This window comes from Winogradskyella sp. SM1960, from assembly GCF_020179375.1.
GTDB lineage: Bacteria > Bacteroidota > Bacteroidia > Flavobacteriales > Flavobacteriaceae > Winogradskyella > Winogradskyella marina.
Genome location: NZ_JAICBG010000003.1, coordinates 387,206 through 401,575 on the forward strand (window position 1 = coordinate 387,206; position 14,370 = coordinate 401,575).

Genomic DNA, 14,370 nt, shown 5'->3' on the forward strand with positions numbered 1-14,370 from the left:
TAGTTAAAGCATTCCAAGCTCTAACCTTGCTTCTTCACTCATTAATTCTTGAGACCAAGGCGGATCGAAAGTAATTTCGACTTCAGCATCCTTAACCTCATTAATAGATTTTACTTTTTCTTCAACCTCCAATGGTAAGGTTTCTGCTACCGGACAGTTTGGTGTTGTTAAGGTCATTAATATTTTTACTTCGTAATCTTCGTTTATTAATACATCGTAGATTAAGCCTAATTCGTAGATGTCTACAGGAATTTCTGGATCGTAAATGGTTTTTATAACTCTAAGAATTTTCTCTCCTAATACTGTTGTGTCTATAGTTGTGTCGCTCATAATATAGTGTTTGTCGTTTGGTTGTTTGTCGTTTCGTCGAAGTCGAATCAACGACTTTACAACAAATAACTTAACTCAGTTGTGTTTGGTATGCAATAGCATACAGTTTTAATTGTTTTATCATGCTTACTAGGCCATTGGCTCTAGTTGGTGATAAGTGTTCTTTTAAGCCAATTTTATCAATAAAATCGGTATTGGCTTCGATAATTGCTGCTGGATGCTGATTAGAAAATGTTCTAATCAAAATCGCAATAATGCCTTTGGTGATTATGGCGTCGCTATCTGCTGTAAAGTTTACTTTGTCGTCTACCATATTGGCATGAACCCAAACTTTACTCTGGCAACCTTTTATAATGTTATCTTCAGTTTTATATTTTTCGTCTATTAAAGGTAAGTCTTTACCTAAATCTATCATGTATTGGTAACGTTCCTCCCAATCTTCAAACATAGAAAACTCATCAATAATTTCGTTTTGTACTTCTTCTATGGTCATAATCTTATTGTTTATTGCAAAATTACAAAATAGCTACTGTTTTATGCTTTTTTCTTTTATGGATAACACTTTATTAACTAATGTTTCAATTTCGCTTGGTGGATTTCCATGATCAAATGTTGGTGTTATATATTCCACATCACCTATTTGTATGGCTAAAGTAGCATGAAGCGCTCCATCATATTGATGTTTTTGTGAAGGCGGTTTTAATTCTTGAAGTGATTCGACGTCCACATCTTCTATTAAGGTTTTAAGTTCTTCCCATTGAGCGGCATCTATCGCGTGTTTTTCAATATCTTGAAGTCCTGCATCTTTTGAAATCGAAATGCCATTTTGAGATATTAATATAAAATCGAATGATCCTCTTGTTGAGGCTTGGTATTTAACAGCAGTTTTATATGTGTCTTTTGATGTTGTACTTTTTTTAGAAACCACTGAGGTCGATGAGGCCTTGATTAGGATGGTATCGTTTTCTAATAATGAAACGGCATTTTGATCAATTGAAAATGAGTTTACCGTACGTAATGCTTTTAGCACTGCATTTTCAATAGACATAATTTCTTTTTGACACAATTTTTTTGAAGCGCCAATACTTCCAAAACTGATACTGTTATGTTCTATAGAATAGTTGCCAAAAAAACTATTGCAACCTGCAAATCCATTGACTGTATTTGTTGTAGCATCAAAAGAAATAGCGATTTTGTTGGCAGAAACATCAATACTTCCAAGTTGTGTTATATAATAGGTTCCTGAAAGTGTTTCTTGCATTTTTTTATTGTTTTCAACCGCTTTTTTAGACGTGTCACAAGACGTAACCGTTATTAAAAGTGTAAATAGGCTTATTATAAATTTCATCTTTTAAAGTTTTATACAGAATAAGATACACTTTTAGTGCCAAAGTTTAGGACAACATCATAACTGCTTTTTTTAGTGCAGTTATAAACGTATCAATTTCTTCTTTGGTATTGTAAAACATAAAGGAAGCACGTACTGTCCCAGGAATCTTATAGAAATCCATAATAGGTTGTGCACAATGATGACCTGTACGTACTGCAATGCCCATTTTATCTAAAATGGTTCCAATATCATAAGGGTGAATGTTCCCAACATTAAACGAAATTACAGAGGTTTTTTCTTTGGCAGTACCGTAAATTTTTAAACCTTCAATCTTTAGTAATTCTGAAGTGCCGTAGTCTAAAAGTGCGTTTTCATAGTTGGCAATAGCATCAAAACTAATACTGTTCATATAATCTAAAGCCGCACCAAAAGCAATGCCACCACAGATGTTGGGTGTGCCAGCTTCAAATTTATGTGGTAAACCTGCGTAAGTGGTTTTTTCAAATGAGACTTCTGCAATCATTTCGCCACCTCCTTGATAAGGTGGTAATTTATTAAGCCATGCTTCTTTACCGTACAACATACCAACTCCTGTTGGGCCACACATTTTATGAGCTGAACAGACATAGAAATCAACATCCAAAGCTTGAACATCGGGTTTTATATGCGGGCAAGATTGTGCGCCATCTACTAAAACTGCCGCTCCAACAGCATGTGCTTTCTCAATGATTTTTTCAATAGGATTGATAGTCCCTAAAGCATTTGAAATATGATTTACAAAAACCAACTTGGTGTTATCATTTAAAAGGGCTTCATATTCTGAAAGAATTAATTCGCCATGGTCATTCATGGGTATCACTTTTAAACTTGCACCTGTACGTTCGCAAAGCATTTGCCATGGTACAATATTACTGTGATGTTCTAAAGCTGAAACAATAACTTCATCGCCTTTTTTCAAAAGTGACGAAAAGCCGTTGGCTACTAAATTAATACCGTGAGTTGTGCCAGACGTATAAATAATTTCGTGACTGTGCTTGGCATTAAAATGGTTCTGAATTTTAAGACGCGACTGCTCATAGGCATCCGTAGCTTCTTGACTTAAGCTATGCACACCTCTGTGAATATTAGCATTATAATTGCTGTAATAATCTACAATGACATCAATAACTTGTTGAGGGGTTTGTGATGTTGCTGCATTATCAAAATATATAAGTGGTTTCCCATTCACGGTTCTGTTTAGGATGGGGAAGTCTTGTCTTATGTTTTGTACGTCTAACATTTATTTCTTTAAATTTAAAACCTCAAAGGTTTCAGAAACCTTTGAGGTCTGAAGTGTTTCAAAATCTCAAATAGAACTTAACCTATTACAGGTTTAATATGCGCTTTTATTCATTATTGGGGTGAAAATTATGACATTTTTAGACTTGTATTAATTATAAGTCAAACCCAATATTAACTCCCAATTTTTCAGCAATAATCTTAGTGATTCTATCTTTAAGCTCAGGTATTTTTACAGAATCTAAAACGGTATTACTAAAAGCAAACATTAATAAGGCTTTAGCTTCCTTTTCAGGAATACCACGAGAACGTAAGTAAAACATGGCGCTTTCATCTAACTGTCCAATTGTACAACCATGCGAACATTTTACATCGTCTGCAAAAATCTCGAGTTGAGGTTTGGTGTTTATGGTCGCTTTATCACTTAATAAGATATTATTGTTTGCCTGAAACGCATTGGTTTTCTGAGCTAATTTTTCAACAACAACTTTACCGTTGAAAACACCAGTTGCTTTATCATCAAAAATACCTTTGTAATCTTGGTGACTTTCGCAATTAGGTTCTATATGATGCACTAAAGTATTGTGGTCTACATGTTGTTTGTCTCCAATAATAGTGATGCCTTTCATGGTAGAATCAATACGTTCACCATTTTGATAGAATTCTAGATTATTTCTCACCAATTTTCCACCTAAAGCAAAGGTGTGCACTTTGGCTAAACTCTCTTGTTTTTGGTTGATAAAAGTACTGTCAATTAATGAGGCACTTTGTCTATCGTTTTGAATTTTGTAATAATCAACAATAGCACGTTTGTTGGTAAAAATTTCAGTTACCGAATTGGTTAAAACAGGATTATCTGTTAAGCTTTGATGACGCTCAATAATTTGAACATGTGCATTTTCATTGACTATAATTAAGTTACGCGGTTGTAACATGACTGCAGCTTCGTTCCCTGTTGAAAAGTGTATAATTTGAATGGGTTTATCAACCACTTTATTTTTTGGGATGTTGATATAAGCTCCTTCGTAAGAAAACGCGGTATTTAAAGACGATATCCCATTTTTTGAAGCAATTTTATTGAAATAATTATCAATAATTACTTTGTATTTTGGTTTGGTTAAAGCAGCAGACATTAAGCAAACATCTAAACCATCGTGTGTGGTTTGCGATAAATGTGACGCATATTTTCCGTCGATAAAGATGATTTTATAAGCATCAATATCATGCGAGAAATAAGGTTTTATATCTTTAAACTCAATGTCATTTTCAGATTTTGGAAACACACTGTAATCGTGTTTTAAAACCGAATTTAACGATGTGTATTTCCAGTCTTCTAAACGCTTAGAAGGAAAGCCTTCAGCTTCAAAATTCTTTATAGCTTCAGTACGAATATCATGTATGGATGAGTTGACGTCTATAGTGTCCTCGAATGCCATAAATGACGATACTAATTTTTCTTTTAATTCCATTTTTTTTCAGTCTTCAATCCACAGTCTTCAGTCTTCAGTTTTTAACTAATGACCAAAAGTTGTTTCTAATTTTAATTTGAAAGAGTGTTATAGCAAGAGTAATCAGAATTGAGTCAGCAACTGCCAACTGAAGACTGACCACTGACAACTATTTAAGCGTTAACCTCTTCCTTAATCCAATCGTAACCTTTAGCTTCTAATTCGTGAGCTAGTTCTTTTCCTCCTGTTTTTACAATTCTACCTTCGTGTAAAACGTGAACAAAATCAGGAACGATATGATCTAATAAACGTTGGTAGTGTGTAATCACTATTACAGCGTTGTCTTTAGATTTTAATTTGTTAACTCCATTGGCTACAATACGAAGTGCATCGATATCTAAACCAGAATCCGTTTCATCTAAGATGGCTAATTTTGGTTCTAACATTGCCATCTGAAAGATCTCATTTCGTTTTTTCTCACCACCAGAAAAGCCTTCGTTTAATGAACGTGATAAAAATTTACGATCAATTTCTAAGAGTTCTGATTTATCTCTAATCATTTTTAACATGTCTTTTGCAGGCATGTCTTCTAAACCTTTTGCTTTACGCGTTTCGTTTATAGCTGTTCTGATAAAATTAGTTACACTAACTCCAGGAATTTCTACAGGGTATTGAAACGATAGAAAGACACCTTTGTGAGCACGTTCTTCTGCCGATAATTCTTCAATATCTTCATCCTCTAGCATGATGTTTCCTTCGGTAACTTCGTATTCTTCTTTACCTGCAATTACAGAAGCTAATGTACTTTTTCCAGAACCATTTGGTCCCATAATAGCGTGTACTTCACCAGGTTTTACTTCAAGATTTATACCTTTTAATATACTTTTATCTTCTACATTTGCATGTAAGTTATTGATCTTTAACATAATTTTAGTTTGCTAATTTTATAACGTCTTCTTTATTTGGATCTGGTGCTTCCACCTTTAATATTTCCTTTATTTCTACTTTGTATTGCCAGCCTTCTTCTAGAGAATCTTTTTCAAATTTTCTAACTCTTACGGTTACAGGAACCATATCAGTGGCTTCTTTTTTATAGGCTTTAACTTGATCAGCTAATGCGTGCATATTATCATCGATAACCACACCATAGATTTCTTTTGGAGTTTGTAAAACCGCAGCATCTGCGAAATAAACAAAATCTCCTTTCACGGTAATAAAGCCATCATTTTGATCGTAAGATTTTGCACGGTTATCCTCGAGATTAACATCTTGTTTTGTTTCGTTTTTGCAAGCGAACATCACTAAGGTTAAAACAATAATTAAATTTATTTTCTTCATAATATTTAATCAATCCTATATTTATTTGGATTCTTGATTTCGCAGGAATGACACTGTTGGTTATCCTACAGAACCTTCTAAACTAATTTCCAATAATTTTTGAGCTTCAACGGCAAATTCCATTGGTAATTTGTTGAGAACCTCTTTACTAAAGCCATTCACAATTAATGCAATCGCTTTTTCGGTATCGATACCTCTTTGATTACAGTAAAATAACTGGTCTTCACCGATTTTACTTGTTGTGGCTTCGTGCTCAATCATGGCACTTTTGTTTTTAGCTTCTATATAAGGGAAGGTATGTGCTCCACATTCATTTCCCATTAGTAAACTATCACATTGTGAAAAGTTACGTGCGTTTTCAGCACGAGAATTGATTTGAACCAATCCACGATAGGAGTTTTGTGATTTACCAGCGGAAATACCTTTGGAAATAATGGTCGATTTTGTGTTTTTACCTAAATGAATCATTTTGGTACCAGTATCGGCTTGCTGATAATTATTAGTGACTGCGATCGAATAAAATTCGCCAACTGAATTATCACCTTTTAAGACGCAAGATGGATATTTCCATGTAACAGCAGAACCTGTTTCAACTTGTGTCCAAGAAATTTTTGCGTTTTTCTCACAAAGGCCTCTTTTCGTTACAAAATTATAAACTCCACCTTTACCTTCTGCATTTCCTGGGAACCAGTTTTGAACGGTTGAATATTTTATTTCGGCATCATCCAAGGCAATAAGCTCTACAACTGCTGCGTGTAATTGGTTTTCATCACGGCTTGGCGCTGTACAACCTTCTAAGTAAGAAACATAACTGCCTTCATCAGCAACGACTAAGGTTCTTTCAAACTGTCCTGTTCCTGCTTGGTTAATTCTAAAATACGTTGATAATTCCATAGGACATTTTACACCTTTTGGAATGTAACAGAACGAACCGTCACTAAATACAGCAGAATTTAAAGCCGCATAAAAATTATCTTTTTGTGGTACCACAGTTCCGAGGTGTTTTCTTACCAATTCAGGATGTTCCTGTATGGCTTCAGAAATACTCATAAAAATAATGCCTTTTTCGGCTAAGGTTTTCTTAAATGTTGTAGCTACTGAAACAGAATCGACAACAACATCCATTGCCACACCAGCTAATTTCTTTTGCTCGTCTAATGAAATGCCTAATTTTTCAAAAGTGGCTAATAATTCTGGATCAACCTCGTCAATACTATCGTATTTTGGTTTGCTATTTGGTGCCGAATAGTACGAAATAGCCTGGAAATCTGGTTTTTTGTAATGTACATTTGCCCATTCTGGCTCAGTCATTTCCTTCCAAACTTTAAAAGCTTCAAGACGCCATTCGGTCATCCATTCTGGCTCTTCTTTTTTCTTAGAAATGGCAATTACAATTTCTTCATTTAATCCAACAGGAAAGGTTTCAGATTCAATATCTGTGTAAAAACCATATTCGTATTCTTTGGTTTTTAATTCTTCCCTTAAGTCGTCTTCAGTATATTTTGACATGTCTTTATTTTAATTTTAAAGTGAAAATGATTCACCGCAACCGCAAGTTCGGTTGGCATTTGGATTGTTAAAAACGAAACCAGTTCCGTTTAGACCTCCTGAATATTCTAAAGTGGTGCCTATGAGATAGAGAAAGCTTTTTTTGTCTACAATGATTTTAATGTCATTATCTTCAAAAACTTTATCGTCTTCAGCTTGTGCTTTATCAAATTTTAAATCATAAGATAAGCCAGAGCAACCACCACTCTTAACACCAACTCTAACGTAGTCTGTGCTTGGGTTGTAGCCGTCGTCAGTCATAAGTTCTATGACTTTCTTTTTTGCATGTTCAGAGACTTTAATCATATCGTTTAACTAGATTAGTTCTAAATAGAATGCAAATATACGATATAACTAAGGTTTTACCATAGGTACTAACATTATATTAGTATATGATTTCATAGCGTGTGGCTATAAGGGATAAAGCCGAAGGAAAGTAGAATTATAGAGCTACTTTTGTTTTTGGAAAACGCCTTGTAAGTCTATACAATTCTTGTAAGGCATCTGTGATTTGACTATTAGCAACGGTGTGGTTTTCAAAGTTTCCGTGTTGATCTGTGACAACCACAGTATCGCAGTGTGAGCATGTCATTTCAATTGTATGATCTAAATTGGTTTTGGATCTTACATAGTTGTGTCCAAAAACGGCGCAAGGTAAAGCTTCAGTTGAGGTAGGTCTCATTTTCATTGATTTAGGGGAGGGCAATTTAAAAAATGAAACTTAATTCGTGTTAAAATACCTAATTTTTCGATGAAATGCACGTTTATTTCAGATTTCGGTTATTATTACACAAATTTTATATGGTATTTTTATAAATAACTTAAGATTAAAACATAGCAGAACACCAAGATGCTGCGTAACTTTACATCAAATGAATTATTTAATTTTAGGTTCGTAAGAAATAAATAATTCCATTCATACAGCCTATTATAAAAAAGCATAATATTTTTGCAATATGATTGAAGATAAAAACCCACAGCGAACTCCTTTGAGTGAATTAGGAGAATTTAAATTAATTGAGCACTTAACGGATCATTTTAAAGTGACTCAAAAGTCAACTATAAAAAGCATAGGTGATGATGCAGCAGTTTTAAATTTTGATAAAAAACAAGTGGTCGTTTCTACAGACCTGTTGGTAGAAGGTGTCCATTTCGATTTAAGTTATGCGCCTTTAAAACATTTGGGGTATAAGGCTGTAGTGGTTAATCTATCGGATATTTATGCTATGAATGCTGTAGCGACACAAGTAACAATCTCTATAGCTGTATCTAATCGTTTTCCTTTAGAAGCTTTAGAGGAATTGTATGCAGGTATCACAACCGCAGCTAAATTTTACAATGTAGATGTTGTTGGTGGTGATACGACGTCTTCAACCTCTGGTTTAATTATTTCTGTGACTGCTATTGGTGCCGTTGAAAAAGGAAATGAAGTATTGCGATCTGGTGCAAAACCAAATGACTTATTAGTGTTAACAGGTGATGTTGGTGGTGCATATATGGGATTGCAAGTGCTAGAACGCGAAAAGGAAGTGTTTAAGGTGAATCCGAATAATCAACCCGATTTATCAATGTACACCTACATCATAGAACGACAGTTAAAACCAGAAGCTCGAAAAGATATTGTGGAGTTGTTGAAAGAATTAGATGTTAAACCAACAAGTATGATAGATGTGAGCGACGGCATTTCTTCTGAAGTTATGCATTTGTGTAAACAAAGTAAAGTTGGTGTAGATCTGTATGAAACAAAGATCCCTCTAGATCCTCAGGTGATTTCTACTTGCGAGGAATTTAATGTAGATAGTACGACAATTGCTTTAAATGGTGGTGAGGATTATGAATTGCTAATGACAATTTCACAAGACGATTTTCCAAAAATAAAAGGCAATCCTAATTTAACGGTTATTGGATATATGACAGAGGAAGACAGAGGTATGTACTTAGTGACCAGAGCCGAAGAAAAAATACCAATTATAGCAAAAGGGTGGAATGCGCTTAAAGATCAAGCATAAAAAGCCTTTGACCTTTTTCTAAACGTTTGTTGTGTACACGGTGTAATACACTATTAATTTCTTTGAATTTTGGTGTTAAGGGTACAAATTTACCATTGCCATTAATGGTCATTTCGGTTTTACAATTTTTACACTTATATTCTTTAACATGATAAGTAACATTTTTGGACACTTGATAATCGTGGCCAAATAATGAGCAATAAATGTTTTTCATTAACTAGTTTTCTTAGAGATTCTATCATTATTTATAGGGTTTTTAAATATAAGAAAATTAGTTACTATAAAGTTATGAACATTTAATAAATCGACGAACTGAGTGTTTTTTGCTTCAAACGCATCAGTTTATTGTTATAAATACGTTCTAATGCCGAATTAATTTCTTGATGTTTAGCGGTTAGTTCTGTAAGTCTTCCATTGCTGTTAGTCGTCAATTGTTTTTTGCAGCATTTGCAAGTGTACTCTTTTACGTGGTTAGTGACTTTTTTGGTAATTTGATAATTATGGCCAAATAAATCACAGTAGATTTTGGTAGGTGTCATAATAGGTTGTTTACGATTTATTTTTCGAACTCTGTTGTAAACTTAGAAAATAAATTAAAACAAAACGTTTAAAGGTGTAAATTTTCGACAAAACGTAATAAATTGTAAGATAAATCTGATTCGTTTTCAATATGGCTCATGTGACCTTCTGAAAATTCTACAAATTCTATATCTGTATTTTTAATCTCGTTTATGAGTTGACTGCTATCTATAAGACTGTCCTTTTTACCGATAATAATTAATTTTTGGCATTTCAAGTTTTTAAGAACTTCAAAGCGATTCGGTCTAAGCTTCATGCCTTCTTGGGCTGCTATGTAGCCTTGTAATGGAGTTTGTAAGGCGAGTTGAAGTGCATTATCATACGCGGAACTATAGGTGTCTTTACTTTCGGGAGTAAATAAATTAGCAAATGAGAGTGTTATTAAGACGTCATAATTTTCTTGTGCCATTTTAGATGCACGTGTTCTAATTAATTTTCGGGCTTTGTCATCAGCTTTATAGGTAGAGTTCATTAAACAGAGTCCCTTAAAAAGGTCTGGTTTCTTGTCGGCCAAAGCCAACGCCACATAGCCTCCCATAGAATGGCCTATAACATGAGCGTTTTTAATATTCAAATGTTCTAAAACCGCTAAAACGGCATCTGCCATTGCCTCCATAGTATGCACATAACCTATACAATCTGTTTTGCCATGACCTAACAAATCAATACAAATAATTTGATGTGTTTCTGAAAAATCAGCAATTACACTTTGCCACATATCTATAGTTTCAAGAAATCCGTGAAGTAGAATAATTGGATCACCTTTGCCTTCAACTGTATAATGTATGCTACTATTTTTATAGTCTAAAATCATGTTTGCAAAGATATATTTTGAAAGCATTTCTGCTTATTAATCATTACAACATTTTAGTATCTTTGAATTCTGATAGCTATCGGAACAAACTAAATTAAATAACGAATGATTTTAAAACGTCTACTTTCCGCATTACTTATAATATTCACGTTTTTGCTAAATGCGCAAATTGAAGAACAACAGCTCGATAAACTTATAGAAGAGACCTTAACTACGTTTGAAGTGCCTGGTATTTCTGTTGGTATTTTTAAGGATGGAGACATTGTGTATTCAAAAGGTCATGGTGTGCGTTCATTAACCAATAGAAAGGATATGAACGATGAAACTTTAGTTGGTGTTGCTTCTAATAGTAAAGGGTTTACCTGTTTTGCATTAGCCATGATGGTAGATGCAGGAAAGTTAAATTGGGATGATAAAGTTCGTCAACATATACCAGAGTTTCAATTGCACGATGCATGGGTTACCGAAGAATTTACGGTTAGAGATTTGGTAATTCATCGCAGTGGCTTGGGTTTAGGTGCTGGAGATTTAATGTTTTTCCCTGAAGGCAGTGATTTTACTGTCAATGATATTATAGCCAATGTGAAATATTTGGAACCTGAAAGCTCCTTTAGAAGTGAGTTTAAGTATAATAACAATATGTATATTATTGCAGGTGAAGTTTTAAAACGTGTAAGCGGATTAACTTGGGAAGATTTTATTGAAACCAAAATTATGAAGCCTGTTGGAATGACAAGTAGTAAAGCATCTTATAACAGAGTAACAGATAAATCGAATATTATTGATGCTCATACTATGGCAGACGGTAAGCTTATTCAGATTCCACACGATTGGAGTGAAACTGCAAATCCGGCAGGAGGTATTATGAGTAATGTTCCAGATATGTTAAGGTGGTCAGAATTTTTAATGAACGATGCTGTGACAAAAGACGGAGAGCGTCTATTGAGTAAAAAACAATTTCATGAGCTTTGGCAATTACAAACACCATTAAGCGTTTCTTCAAACGATTCTTACGATTCTAATTTTAAAGGTTATGGCTTAGGTTGGTTTGTGGCAGATGTAAAAGGTGGGCATAAGCAAGTGTATCATACAGGAGGCTTGTTAGGAACAGTAACACAATTTACTATGATTCCAGATTTAGATTTAGGTATTGTGGTTTTAACCAATCAAATGAATGGCTCTGCATTTAATACCATTACAAATACGATTAAGGATTCTTATTTAGGATATGAAAACCGAAATTGGTTAGAAAAGTATGGCAAACGAAATGCAGATTATATTACATATAACGACAGCATAAAAACAGCAGTGTTTTCTAAAGTTGAAAAGGCAAAAACACTTAAATCACTCCCAAAACCAGAGCACATTGTAGGAACTTACACGGACGATTGGTTTGGTGATGTAAATATTTCTTACGACACAAAAAAAGGGTACCTCATAAAAAGTAAACGGTCGTCTAGATTGTTTGGTGAGTTATTACCATTAAACGCTACTACTTTTGTAGCGAAATGGAACGACAGAAGTTATGATGCAGATGTGTATGTGAAATTTACCTTTAATGAAAAAGGCGAAGCCATTTCTGCAACCATGGATTATATTGCTCCAATTACCGATTTTAGTTTCGATTTTGGGGATTTGAAACTCAAGAAAACCAACTAGGTGACGATACAACGGAAAGAACTTTTAATCACTAGTTTTGGTATGTTTTCCTTGTTTTTTGGAGCAGGAAATTTGTTGATTCCACCATTACTAGGTTATAACGCGGGAGACGATTGGTTTTTGGTAACTATCGGTTTTATGATTACGGCAGTGGTCATTCCTATTCTTGGGATTCTTGCACATGCCAGATTGCAAGGCACATTATTTGATTTTGGTAAAAAAGTATCACCAATCTTTAGTTTAGTGTATTGCATCCTTATTTATATTATTGCTATTGCCATTCCGTCACCAAGAACAGCTGCTGCAACCCACGAAATTGCAATATTTCCGACCTTTGGAACTTCATCTACACTCACAAGTGCAATTTATTTTTCATTGGTCCTCCTTTTTGTACTTAACCGTTCAAAAATATTGGGTCTCATTGGTAAGTTTCTAACTCCTTTTATTGTTATAATGCTATTGGCTGTTATAGGAATTGGATTGTTTTCAACGGAATTCAATACAGGGATTTCGCAATTTGAAACTCCATTTTCAATAGGTGTTTTAGAAGGTTATCAAACCTTTGATGCTATTGGAGCTGTTGTGGTCGGAGCTGTAATCATCGTATCGTTGAATTTTAAAAATATGGCTGTAGAAGTCTACAGTTCTAAGCGGACGCTAATAAGAAAATCTGGTTTTATTGCAGGTTTTAGCTTGTTTGTTATTTATGCAGGATTAATTTCTGTTGGTGCTTATTACAGCTCTGAAATTAATATTAATGCAGAACTCAGTAACGATATGCAACGCGCTAATTTACTTCGTGATATTAGTATTTCAGCTTTAGGTGATTTTGGAAACACTGTTTTAAGTATTTTAATTTCATTAGCTTGCTTTACAACAGCCATAGGAATAATAGCAGGTACGGCCGATTATTTTAAAGGATTGCTTAATAATTCTCAAACGGTTTATAGTATCACGGCTATTTTGGCGAGTGTCCTAGGTTTTGCTATTGGTCAGCTAGATTTTAATTCAATTATTGTAGTGGCTATTCCGGTATTATTATTTATTTATCCAATTACGATTATATTAATTTTATTAAATGTATTGCCAGAAAAGATTGCAACACCTTTAGTCTTTAGAGCCGTTGTATTTATCACTATCTTATTTAGTGTTCCTGATGTCATAGGGTTTATGAGTCCGTCTGAAACTTTAGGATTTATAACGCATTATATTCCGCTTTCAAGCCAAAGTTTGGGTTGGGTGTTGCCAGCGTTTTTGGTGTTTATTATTTCGGTTGGTGTAGAATTAAAAATGAAGAAGAGCATATGAAGTACATGGGAAGTAAGGCGCGTTTTGCAAAAGCGTTATTGCCAATAATTCTGAAAGATAGAAAAGAGAATCAAACCTATCTTGAACCTTTTGCAGGTGGCATGAATATGATTGATAAGGTTGATGGTATCCGAATTGCAAACGATCAACACCAAGAACTCATGGCAATGTGGCAAGCTTTAATCTACGATAATTGGGATCCACCACAATCCGTTAGCGAAGAAGACTACAGGCATATAAAATACAACCAAGATGAATATCCAAAACACATGGTCGCTTACGTTGGGTTTAATTCTTTTGGGGGAAAATGGTTTGCGGGTTACAGGCGCGATAAGGAAGGTAAGCGGGATTATTGGGGTGAGCATTACCGTAATATCACCAAACAAGTGCCTAATCTTGAAGGGGTAATTTTATCTTGTAAATCTTATCTTGAATTGATAATACCTGACGATAGTATTATTTATTGTGATCCTCCTTATGCATCTACAACGAAGTATCGCGATAGCTTTAATCATGAAAAATTCTGGGAGTGGTGCAGGCAGCAAAGTAGAGCTGGTCATCAGGTTTTTGTGAGTGAATATAATGCGCCAGAAGATTTTAAGTGTGTTTGGGAAAAGCCAGCGAAAACTACTTTTTCATGGCATGCTGAGAATTTAGCGCCTAAGGTCGCTTTAGAGCGGTTGTTTGTTTTTGAAGGATAAAAGGTATAACGGATTTATTGTTTTTGTA

16 protein-coding genes are annotated in these 14,370 nt (G+C 34.4%); 4 read left to right on the top strand and 12 right to left on the bottom strand.

What is annotated here, in order from left to right:
- Positions 1-3: 3 nt before the first annotated feature.
- The 10 genes from K1X16_RS10515 to K1X16_RS10560 all read right to left on the bottom strand — a co-directional run bounded on the left by K1X16_RS10515 (position 4) and on the right by K1X16_RS10560 (position 7,954).
- Positions 4-330, bottom strand: a complete 327-nt coding sequence (locus K1X16_RS10515; protein ID WP_195870483.1) for an iron-sulfur cluster assembly protein — start codon at positions 328-330, stop codon at positions 4-6.
- Positions 331-400: 70 nt separating this feature from the next.
- Positions 401-823, bottom strand: coding sequence for a SufE family protein (locus tag K1X16_RS10520; protein WP_195870484.1), 423 nt, complete (start codon positions 821-823; stop codon positions 401-403).
- A 33-nt stretch (positions 824-856) separates the two neighbouring features.
- Positions 857-1,678 carry an META domain-containing protein gene (locus tag K1X16_RS10525; protein ID WP_225036111.1) on the bottom strand — a complete coding sequence of 274 codons (822 nt, stop codon included), beginning with the start codon at positions 1,676-1,678 and terminating at the stop codon, positions 857-859.
- Between the two features lie 46 nt (positions 1,679-1,724).
- Complete coding sequence (locus K1X16_RS10530; protein ID WP_225036112.1) at positions 1,725-2,939, bottom strand: aminotransferase class V-fold PLP-dependent enzyme; 1,215 nt, start codon at positions 2,937-2,939, stop codon at positions 1,725-1,727.
- A 154-nt stretch (positions 2,940-3,093) separates the two neighbouring features.
- Entirely contained in the window at positions 3,094-4,407 is a 1,314-nt protein-coding gene (gene sufD / locus K1X16_RS10535; protein ID WP_195870487.1) for a Fe-S cluster assembly protein SufD, read from the bottom strand.
- Positions 4,408-4,559: 152 nt separating this feature from the next.
- Positions 4,560-5,312: a Fe-S cluster assembly ATPase SufC gene (sufC, locus tag K1X16_RS10540; RefSeq protein ID WP_195870488.1), complete on the bottom strand. Its 753-nt coding sequence runs from the start codon at positions 5,310-5,312 to the stop codon at positions 4,560-4,562.
- 4 nt (positions 5,313-5,316) lie between these two features.
- Positions 5,317-5,724 carry a hypothetical protein gene (locus K1X16_RS10545; protein ID WP_225036113.1) on the bottom strand — a complete coding sequence of 136 codons (408 nt, stop codon included), beginning with the start codon at positions 5,722-5,724 and terminating at the stop codon, positions 5,317-5,319.
- Between the two features lie 60 nt (positions 5,725-5,784).
- Positions 5,785-7,233 (bottom strand): Fe-S cluster assembly protein SufB, encoded by a 1,449-nt coding sequence (sufB, locus tag K1X16_RS10550; RefSeq protein WP_195870490.1) that lies wholly within the window; start codon positions 7,231-7,233, stop codon positions 5,785-5,787.
- A gap of 15 nt (positions 7,234-7,248) precedes the next feature.
- Positions 7,249-7,578: a HesB/IscA family protein gene (locus K1X16_RS10555; RefSeq protein WP_195870491.1), complete on the bottom strand. Its 330-nt coding sequence runs from the start codon at positions 7,576-7,578 to the stop codon at positions 7,249-7,251.
- Between the two features lie 136 nt (positions 7,579-7,714).
- Positions 7,715-7,954, bottom strand: a complete 240-nt coding sequence (locus tag K1X16_RS10560; protein WP_195870492.1) for a hypothetical protein — start codon at positions 7,952-7,954, stop codon at positions 7,715-7,717.
- Positions 7,955-8,228: 274 nt separating this feature from the next.
- Here K1X16_RS10560 and thiL point away from each other — a divergent pair, with 274 nt between their 5' ends.
- Positions 8,229-9,281 (top strand): thiamine-phosphate kinase, encoded by a 1,053-nt coding sequence (gene thiL / locus K1X16_RS10565; protein ID WP_195870493.1) that lies wholly within the window; start codon positions 8,229-8,231, stop codon positions 9,279-9,281.
- A 296-nt stretch (positions 9,282-9,577) separates the two neighbouring features.
- Here thiL and K1X16_RS10570 read toward each other — a convergent pair whose 3' ends face one another.
- Together K1X16_RS10570 and K1X16_RS10575 are read right to left on the bottom strand one after the other, a co-directional pair.
- Entirely contained in the window at positions 9,578-9,820 is a 243-nt protein-coding gene (locus K1X16_RS10570) for a hypothetical protein (RefSeq protein WP_195870494.1), read from the bottom strand.
- 68 nt (positions 9,821-9,888) lie between these two features.
- Complete coding sequence (locus K1X16_RS10575; RefSeq protein ID WP_225036114.1) at positions 9,889-10,674, bottom strand: alpha/beta fold hydrolase; 786 nt, start codon at positions 10,672-10,674, stop codon at positions 9,889-9,891.
- A gap of 105 nt (positions 10,675-10,779) precedes the next feature.
- Here K1X16_RS10575 and K1X16_RS10580 point away from each other — a divergent pair, with 105 nt between their 5' ends.
- From K1X16_RS10580 to K1X16_RS10590, 3 genes are read left to right on the top strand one after another with little or no spacing between them, the layout of a single operon-like run.
- The gene (locus K1X16_RS10580; protein WP_225036115.1) at positions 10,780-12,333 is read left to right on the top strand and encodes a serine hydrolase; all 1,554 of its coding nucleotides are present in this window, start codon (positions 10,780-10,782) and stop codon (positions 12,331-12,333) included.
- On the top strand, positions 12,334-13,641 hold the full coding sequence (locus tag K1X16_RS10585) for a branched-chain amino acid transport system II carrier protein (RefSeq protein WP_225036116.1): 1,308 nt from the start codon (positions 12,334-12,336) through the stop codon (positions 13,639-13,641).
- Positions 13,638-14,342 (top strand): DNA adenine methylase, encoded by a 705-nt coding sequence (locus K1X16_RS10590; RefSeq protein ID WP_225036117.1) that lies wholly within the window; start codon positions 13,638-13,640, stop codon positions 14,340-14,342. The genes K1X16_RS10585 and K1X16_RS10590 overlap by 4 nt, the downstream gene beginning before the upstream one ends.
- Positions 14,343-14,370: the final 28 nt, after the last annotated feature.

Coding starts and splice junctions, on each gene's coding strand:
- K1X16_RS10520 (WP_195870484.1), bottom strand. CDS start 823: ATGACCATAGAAGAAGTACAAAACGAAATTATTGATGAGTTTTCTATG.
- K1X16_RS10545 (WP_225036113.1), bottom strand. CDS start 5,724: ATGAAGAAAATAAATTTAATTATTGTTTTAACCTTAGTGATGTTCGCT.
- sufB (WP_195870490.1), bottom strand. CDS start 7,233: ATGTCAAAATATACTGAAGACGACTTAAGGGAAGAATTAAAAACCAAA.
- K1X16_RS10580 (WP_225036115.1), top strand. CDS start 10,780: ATGATTTTAAAACGTCTACTTTCCGCATTACTTATAATATTCACGTTT.
- K1X16_RS10590 (WP_225036117.1), top strand. CDS start 13,638: ATGAAGTACATGGGAAGTAAGGCGCGTTTTGCAAAAGCGTTATTGCCA.
- thiL (WP_195870493.1), top strand. CDS start 8,229: ATGATTGAAGATAAAAACCCACAGCGAACTCCTTTGAGTGAATTAGGA.
- sufD (WP_195870487.1), bottom strand. CDS start 4,407: ATGGAATTAAAAGAAAAATTAGTATCGTCATTTATGGCATTCGAGGAC.
- K1X16_RS10555 (WP_195870491.1), bottom strand. CDS start 7,578: ATGATTAAAGTCTCTGAACATGCAAAAAAGAAAGTCATAGAACTTATG.
- K1X16_RS10525 (WP_225036111.1), bottom strand. CDS start 1,678: ATGAAATTTATAATAAGCCTATTTACACTTTTAATAACGGTTACGTCT.
- K1X16_RS10575 (WP_225036114.1), bottom strand. CDS start 10,674: ATGATTTTAGACTATAAAAATAGTAGCATACATTATACAGTTGAAGGC.
- K1X16_RS10560 (WP_195870492.1), bottom strand. CDS start 7,954: ATGAGACCTACCTCAACTGAAGCTTTACCTTGCGCCGTTTTTGGACAC.
- K1X16_RS10530 (WP_225036112.1), bottom strand. CDS start 2,939: ATGTTAGACGTACAAAACATAAGACAAGACTTCCCCATCCTAAACAGA.
- sufC (WP_195870488.1), bottom strand. CDS start 5,312: ATGTTAAAGATCAATAACTTACATGCAAATGTAGAAGATAAAAGTATA.
- K1X16_RS10570 (WP_195870494.1), bottom strand. CDS start 9,820: ATGACACCTACCAAAATCTACTGTGATTTATTTGGCCATAATTATCAA.
- K1X16_RS10515 (WP_195870483.1), bottom strand. CDS start 330: ATGAGCGACACAACTATAGACACAACAGTATTAGGAGAGAAAATTCTT.